The organism is Prosthecobacter sp., assembly GCF_044373815.1.
Taxonomy (GTDB): Bacteria; Verrucomicrobiota; Verrucomicrobiia; order Verrucomicrobiales; family Verrucomicrobiaceae; genus Prosthecobacter.
This window is the reverse complement of the sequence record NZ_JBIPNG010000348.1, coordinates 1-7,102: the sequence shown is the minus strand read 5'-3', so window position 1 is coordinate 7,102 and position 7,102 is coordinate 1. Positions and strand designations below refer to the sequence as shown.

The following is a 7,102-nucleotide window of genomic DNA, read 5'->3' as shown; positions in this document are numbered from 1 at the left end:
GTACATCGCGAGGATGGTCTTGAAGTAGTAGTAGAAACCAGCGGCGGCGGCGATTACGGCGCAGCTCATGGCACCCCAGTAGCCGTGGTCGGCGAGACCGAGGAAGACGAAGAGCTTGCCGAGGAAACCGGCAGTGAGCGGCAAACCGGCGAGCGAAGCGAAGGAAATGGTCATCAGCAACGCGAGCAGCGGGTTGCGCTTGGCAAGTCCGGTGAAGTCCTTGATGTCTTCGCCAAGGCCGTTGGCGCGCATGAGTCCAAGACCGAGGAAGCCGAGGACGGTCATGGGCAGGTAGGTGGCGAGGTAGAAGGCGACGACGCCACCGGAGGAGAGATCGAAGCGGGCGCTTTCGCGGCAGGCGAGTGCGAGAAGAAGATAGCCTGCATGTGAGATGCTGGAGTAGGCGAGCAGACGCTTGACGCTGGTCTGGAACATGGCGGGCAGACTGCCAAGCAGGGCGGTAAGCGAACCGATGACGAGCAGGAAGCCCTGGATCTCGCTGCCAATGATGGAGCCCTCGGCCATGAAGGCGTCCAGAGCACGAGTGAGGACGACGAAGCCAGCGGCTTTGGAACCGACGGACAGGAAGGCCGTCACAGGAGTGGGAGCGCCCTGATAGACGTCCGGAACCCACATGTGGAAAGGAGCGGCGGCGACTTTGAAGCCGAGACCGCAAAGCAGCACGGCGGCACCGAAGAGCGCGGTGATTTTGCTGGTGGCAGGATTGGCGAGCGCCTTGGCGATGCCATCGAAGCTCATTGTGCCGGTGGCACCGTAGATCCAGGCGATGCCATAGACGAGTACACCGGTGGAAAGAGCGCCCAGGATGAGGTATTTGACGCCGGCTTCAAGGCTGAAGGCGCTTTTGCGTGCAAAGGCGACGAGGACGTAGAACGAGACGGTGACGAGTTCGAGCGCAACGAAGACGGTGACGAGGTCGCGGGCGGAGGCCATCCACATCATGCCGGCGCAGACGATAAGGGGCAGGCTGAACATTTCGGCCAGTTTTCCATCGACGGTGAAACGAGTGAGGTAGGGGGCGCATTCCAGCGTGAGCCAAAGCACGAGGATGGTGATGACGAGTGCAAAGCCCTTGTAGAAGAGGGCGAGGCTGTCGAGCTGATGCCAGGGCTGGATGAAGCCGGGCAGGCTGGCAGAGTCGTGCGGCGCGAGGGTCAACAGCACGAGCGCGAGGGTGGCGCCAGCGATGGCGGTGAGGCCGAGAGTGCGACGGGAGATGTCGGGCTTGAAGGCCTCCAGCAAGAGGAGGACGAGTCCGAGAATGGCGAGGCCAGCTTCGATGGTGAAAACGCTCATGGCAGGACTACAGCGCGGATTTCATGAGGTTAAGCAGCAGCCAAGGGCAGCAGCCGGTGACAAGCAGCGTGGTGGCGAGCATGATGAACGGCACGCGCTGGGAGAACACGGGATCGATCATGAAGAGACCTGTGGCAGGACTGCCGTGGAAGATGCTGCGGTAGGCGCGCAGCATGTAAACTGCGGACATCACCACGCCCCAGAGCGCCAGGATGACGGTCCATTGCAGATTGGTCAGAACGCCTGCTTTGAACTCGGTGAAGTTGCCGAGGAAGATCAACACTTCACCGGCGAAGTTGGTGAGGCCCGGGAGGCCGATGGATGCAAAGGTGCCAAAGGCGAACAACACCGTAAAAGCTGGGGCATGGGTGGCGAGGCCGCCGAGCTTGTTGAACTCCAAAGTGCCAAGCTGATTGCGCATGCGGCCGCAAAGACCGAACAGAAGCGCGATGGAGATGCCGTGTGCGAACATGAGGATCACCGCGCCTTTCAGGGCGATCTCGGTGCCTGCGGCAATGCCGAGAAAGATGTAGCCCATGTGCATCACGCTGGAGTTGGCCAGGGTGTCATCAAGGCGGCTGGCATGAATGGTGACGAGGCCCATGACGAGGATGTTGCCAAGCAGCATCAAGAGCAGCGCGTTCTGCACCCATTCCACATGTGCACCTTGTGGCAGCAGCGGCAGAGCGATGCGGATGAGGCCGTAGAGACCGAATTTTTTCAGCACGCCGGAATGAAGCATGGCCACGGGCGTAGGTGCTGTGGCGTAAGCCGGCGCGGCCCAGCTATGGAAGGGGAAGAGGCTGACGAGGGAGCCAAATCCAAGAAGAAGCACAAAGAAGATCTGCGCCTGCTTGGCGTCTGGCAAGGGATTGAGCTTGGCCTGACTGCGGAGGGCCTCGAGATCAAAGGTGAGCTTGGAGCCGCCGCTGAATTCGAGCACCAGCCAGACCAAACCAACGAGCAGCACGAGACTGCCGACACCGAGATAAATGGTGGCCTTCCATGCAACGGCCTTGCGCTGGGCAGGCTCTGCACGCCCGTGCAGTGCGATCATGAGGAAGGTCGGGATCAACGCGAGCTCATGGAATGCGTAGATGAAGAAAACATCCGTGGTGAGGAAGGCCCCAAGCGCACCACCACCGATAAGCAGCGAGGAAACGTAGAAGATCGGTGGGCGATCCTCAATCTGCCAGATGGCAGCGAGCATCACCAGCGCAGTGAGCAGGGCGAGGATGATCGAGATGCCATCCGCACCGACGGCGAAGCTGAGCGATGGGTTTTCGAGGATCGGGCGAGAATGGGTAAAGGCGAGGCCCGTTTTGCCCCAGTACTGAACCGCCGTGTAGAACACGAGGATCAGATTGATGAACGTGGCACCGAGGGATGCAGCGCGGGCAGGCGCACCGAGCCAGATCGCCAGAGCGGCGAGCAGCGGGAGTGCGATGATTAGTTCAAGAACGCTCATTCAGTTTCTCCATCAATGGCCCATGCGGGGCAGCACAAACACGACAAGATAAATCACGGCAATGACACCACCACCCAGCAGGAAGGTGTAGCCTTGCAGGTGGCCGCCCTGCAGCAGACGGGTGGCGGCTCCGAGACGGGCAACGATCGCTGTGGGCAGGCGGGCGATGAGGCCATCGACAAACACACGCTCCAAGGCGGTGACGATCCAAGCGAGGCGGTCCTGGCAGATGCGGACGATGACGGCGTAGATTTCGTCGAAGTAGAACTTGTTGGCGAAGAGCTTGATGTTAATCGGGTCCTTGTCCTTGCCGCGATAGAGGTAGATCGCACCGATGGTGCCAAAGAGGAATGCCAGGATGGAAGCCGCCAGCACCGTGGTATGGGGCGGCTCATGCGCCGGCTTGTAGGCCTGCAGCGGCGTGGCGAAGCCGTCCCAGGCGGAGAAGATGGAAAAGACCGCCAGCAGGACGAGAGGAAGCAGCATGATCACAGGCACCTCGGTGGCATGATGCGCAGATTCAGTGCGGGGCTTGCCAAAGAAGGCCACAATGACCAACCGCATCATGTAGAACGAAGTCAGCAGCGCGGTGAGCGTGGCGGAGTGGAAGAGAATGCTGCAGCCGCTGTCATAAGCCGCTCCCAGGATGCCTTCCTTGCTATAAAATCCACTGGTGATCCATGGAAGGCCCATCAATGCCAGGGTGCCGATGAGAAAGGTCCAGAAGGTGACGGGCATGTGCTTGCGAAGACCGCCCATCTTCCAGATGTCCTGCTCATGGTGGCAGGCATAAATGACGGCCCCGGAGCCGAGGAAGAGCATGGCCTTGAAAAAGGCGTGCGTGTAGAGGTGGAACATGGCCGGATGTCCGGGGTTCGGGCCGTGCGCCTCGTGGCCGTGCTGGGCAGCCATCGCCACGGCACCGACGGCCATGACCATGTAACCAAGCTGGGAGAGAGTCGAATAGGCCAGCACGCGCTTGATGTCATTCTGCTGAGTGGCCATCAAGGCCGCCATCAGAGCGGTAAAGCAGCCGATGCCAGCGATGATTTCCGCCGCCAAGGGTGAAGCCTCAATGAGGAAGCTCACACGCACCAGCATATAAACACCTGCAGCGACCATGGTGGCGGCGTGGATGAGGGCGGAGACGGGGGTGGGGCCTTCCATGGCGTCAGGCAGCCAGACATGGAGCGGGAACTGGGCGGATTTGCCCACCGCACCGAGGAAGATGCACAAAGCAGCCGCCGTGGTGAAACCTGCGCTGTAACCGGGCGCCCCGGGGGCCAGAGGGCCTGATTTGAAGGCCGTGGCGAGATCATCGAGGTTCACGCTGCCGTGGTTGGCCCCAAAGAGCAGCAAAATGCCGATCATGAAGCCGAAGTCGCCGATGCGGTTGGTGAGGAAGGCTTTTTTGCAGGCTTCGGCGGCGCTGGCCTTTTGGTACCAGTGGCCGATGAGCAGGTAGGAACTCAGACCGACGAGCTCCCAGAAGATGAACATCATGATCAGGTTTCCAGCCAGCACGATGCCGGTCATGGAGAACATGAAAAGGGAGAGAGATCCGAAGAAGCGCGGCTTCGCATCGTCGTCCTTCATGTAGCCGAGCGAGAAAATGTGCACCAGCATGCCGATGAAGCTGACGATAAACATCATGCCCCGGCTCTGCTTGTCGATCAGGACATCAATGCCTGCATGGAAGTGGCCACCGACATCGAGGAAGGGCAGGAGAAGCTTGTTGTCATCTTCAGCCGCCAGGAAAAACAGGCAGGCGATGAAGGAAATGATCGAGGAACCCACCGAAATGAGCACGGAAGCCCCTTTGAGCTGACGGTGCCCCAGAAGGATGACGAGCGCCGAAAAGAATGGCAGCAGTAGGATGATGCTGGCGTGCATGCGGGCGCGTTATCCTTGAAGTTTGGTGACGGACTCCACATCCACACTCTGCTTGGAGCGGAAGAGAGCCACGATGATGGCGAGACCCACGGCCACTTCAGCAGCAGCCACGGTGATGGTGAAGAACACGAGCGACTGTGCGGTGTAATCCGGCAGGCCGTTGACGAGATGAAAGCGGGAGAAACCGACGAGAGCGAGGTTTGCGGCGCTGAGCATCATCTCCAGGCACATGTAGACGATGATGATGTTTCTTCTGGCAATGACGCCAGCGAGACCCAGGGAGAACAGCATGCCGCTGACAACGAGATAGTGGCCAAGGGTGATCATGGGGCGCTCCTTTCGCGTTTGCTGAGAACGACGACACCGATCGTACCGACGAGCAGGAGCAGGCCGATGACTTGAAGGTGGAAGCCGTATTGATCAAAAAGGGTGAAGCCGATCAGCTTGGCATCAGGCAGAGTGCCTGCTTTGAGATCGTTGGTAATCGTGGGCAGCGCCGCTTTGCCGATCTTCCCGGCAGCCTCGGCCAGAGCCAGGGGGGTATTTTGCGAGGTTTTATTCGCCAGTTCCGTGCTACCAACAACCGCGATGATTTGCAGGGTTAGCAACACTGCCAGCAGCACACCGGAAACGATGGCAGGGACATTGATTTTCTTGCCCTCCTCCGTCTTGATGTCCAGCAGCATGATGATGAACAGGAAGAGCACCATCACTGCGCCAGCGTAGACGAGAATCTGGATGACTCCTATAAAGTAGGCGTCAAGGCTGAGGAACAGCGCGGCGAGGCCAACGAAGCTGGCCGCGAGCGCGAGAGCGCAGGTGACTGGATTGCGACCGGTGACGACCAAGAAGCCGAAGCCCAGGGTGATCAGTGCAAAGAGATAGAACAGCAGAGGGGGCATTACTTGAGCTCGTTCCACTTGTTCACCAGCCCCACGCGCTGGCCGCCGATTTCATAGAGGCGCTTTTTGTTGTGCACCATCTCCTGACGTGAGAGACCGGTGATGGCGTAGTCCTTGCGCAGGAAAATGGCCTGCTCCGGGCAGACCTCCTCGCACATGCCGCAGTAAATGCAGCGAATCATGTCGATGTCGAATTCCTTGGGGCGCTTTTCGACCTTGGCCCAGGGATCGTCACTGGGGATCTCGGCGGGTATGATTTTGATGGCTTTGGGCGGGCAGATGAACTCACAGAGCTGGCAACTGACGCAGCGCTCGCGGTCCTGCTCGTCCGTGACGAGGGCGGGGGCGCCACGGTAGTGTTCGGGCAGATGCTCGTCCCACTTCTGCTCCGGGTATTCCATCGTGACCTTGGGCTTGCCCCCGGCGATCTGGAGGAAGGTCTTGATGCCATGCCCAATCGTGATTTTCAGCCCTTTTAGAAGCGTGGAAATGAACCAGCGTTCATGCCAGGCAAGTTTGGGACGTTGTACAATGATAGTGGCCATGTATGAGCAGGGAACCGCAGGAGAACCGGGTTTGATTATCCGAACGTCCCGCAGTGCGGCAACCGCTATTTGTGAAAAATTTCACAAGGTCGGGCCGGAATCCCAAAATCAGGCCGAAATTGGCCTTGAATCGCCTGAATGAGCAGCAGGGGCTCCAAAGCTCCCCTATAGAGGCTATTTTGAGCTCGGGGTGTCCGCTTTTTTCGGCGCGGACTTCTTCTTGGCGGGAGCTTTTTTCTCCGGCTGGGGAAAGCCAGCCTTCGCATAGGCGACCATTTGAGCAAAAATGCCCTCGCCGATGCCATCAACGCTTACAACGTTTGTCACATCGGCCAGCGGGCGGGCTTTTTGGATAGCCTTGGCGCGGACTTCACCAATGCCGGGAATCGCCATGAGCGCTGCCAGATCCCCCTGGTTCAGCAGAGTCAGCAGCTGGGCCCTTTGCTGGGTCACCAGCGTTTTGGCCACAGCCTCCACCTTGGCCGAGGGTTTCTCCGGACTTTTCTTCGGCGGGGAGGTTTCAGCGGCGGAGAGCGAGAAACTGAGAGCCAGGACAGCGAGAAATGCGAGGAACGATTTCATGAGAGAGTTTTTGTGAAGTGAACAGTGAGATTATTAAAAGAATAGGATGAATGGCGAGCCAAATTTTGATAGGCCTCTTTTTTCAGGAGCCACGAAGGGCCCCTAGACACCTAATGGTTCGGCATTTTTGGACGGCCCTCTTGTAGCATTCACCGCATGAAGCCTTTGCCCTCTGAGCACCACAACTACGGCTCGGCCTACCTGCTTACCTATTGCTAAGCATCTGCTCCGCGACCGGAACTATGATGTAAGTTTCTATGTCTCAGCGAAGAACGGCCAGGCAGTACCCACAAGGAAAGCATCTTGGAAAAGCGCCGTCCGGGCCGCGAGTCATTTCGGTAAATTCTCACCAGTCAAATAAAAGGACTTAGAATTCCTATGGCGTTTCTAATTCA

The 7,102-nt window shown here is 58.7% G+C and carries 7 protein-coding genes; all 7 read right to left on the bottom strand.

Annotated features, from left to right (window positions below; all coding sequences use genetic code 11):
• Positions 1 to 1,317: NADH-quinone oxidoreductase subunit N (locus ACIREA_RS22740; protein WP_397384640.1), on the bottom strand; the 1,317-nt coding region annotated here is incomplete at its 3' end.
• A 7-nt stretch (positions 1,318 to 1,324) separates the two neighbouring features.
• Complete coding sequence (locus tag ACIREA_RS22735) at positions 1,325 to 2,785, bottom strand: NuoM family protein (protein WP_397384639.1); 1,461 nt, start codon at positions 2,783 to 2,785, stop codon at positions 1,325 to 1,327.
• Between the two features lie 12 nt (positions 2,786 to 2,797).
• Positions 2,798 to 4,678 (bottom strand): NADH-quinone oxidoreductase subunit L, encoded by a 1,881-nt coding sequence (nuoL, locus tag ACIREA_RS22730; RefSeq protein ID WP_397384638.1) that lies wholly within the window; start codon positions 4,676 to 4,678, stop codon positions 2,798 to 2,800.
• Positions 4,679 to 4,687: 9 nt separating this feature from the next.
• Positions 4,688 to 5,005 carry an NADH-quinone oxidoreductase subunit NuoK gene (gene nuoK / locus ACIREA_RS22725; protein WP_294401205.1) on the bottom strand — a complete coding sequence of 106 codons (318 nt, stop codon included), beginning with the start codon at positions 5,003 to 5,005 and terminating at the stop codon, positions 4,688 to 4,690.
• Positions 5,002 to 5,580 (bottom strand): NADH-quinone oxidoreductase subunit J, encoded by a 579-nt coding sequence (locus ACIREA_RS22720; protein WP_397384637.1) that lies wholly within the window; start codon positions 5,578 to 5,580, stop codon positions 5,002 to 5,004. The genes nuoK and ACIREA_RS22720 overlap by 4 nt, the downstream gene beginning before the upstream one ends.
• On the bottom strand, positions 5,580 to 6,125 hold the full coding sequence (locus tag ACIREA_RS22715) for a NuoI/complex I 23 kDa subunit family protein (protein ID WP_397384636.1): 546 nt from the start codon (positions 6,123 to 6,125) through the stop codon (positions 5,580 to 5,582). The genes ACIREA_RS22720 and ACIREA_RS22715 overlap by 1 nt, the downstream gene beginning before the upstream one ends.
• Before the next feature lie 174 nt (positions 6,126 to 6,299).
• The gene (locus tag ACIREA_RS22710; protein WP_397384635.1) at positions 6,300 to 6,707 is read right to left on the bottom strand and encodes a ComEA family DNA-binding protein; all 408 of its coding nucleotides are present in this window, start codon (positions 6,705 to 6,707) and stop codon (positions 6,300 to 6,302) included.
• Between the last annotated feature and the right edge of the window lie 395 nt (positions 6,708 to 7,102).

What these genes read in the sequence shown, in the direction of transcription:
- ACIREA_RS22710 (WP_397384635.1), bottom strand. Translation starts at nt 6,707, where the DNA reads ATGAAATCGTTCCTCGCATTTCTCGCTGTCCTGGCTCTCAGTTTCTCG.
- nuoL (WP_397384638.1), bottom strand. Translation starts at nt 4,678, where the DNA reads ATGCACGCCAGCATCATCCTACTGCTGCCATTCTTTTCGGCGCTCGTC.
- ACIREA_RS22735 (WP_397384639.1), bottom strand. Translation starts at nt 2,785, where the DNA reads ATGAGCGTTCTTGAACTAATCATCGCACTCCCGCTGCTCGCCGCTCTG.
- ACIREA_RS22715 (WP_397384636.1), bottom strand. Translation starts at nt 6,125, where the DNA reads ATGGCCACTATCATTGTACAACGTCCCAAACTTGCCTGGCATGAACGC.
- ACIREA_RS22720 (WP_397384637.1), bottom strand. Translation starts at nt 5,580, where the DNA reads ATGCCCCCTCTGCTGTTCTATCTCTTTGCACTGATCACCCTGGGCTTC.
- nuoK (WP_294401205.1), bottom strand. Translation starts at nt 5,005, where the DNA reads ATGATCACCCTTGGCCACTATCTCGTTGTCAGCGGCATGCTGTTCTCC.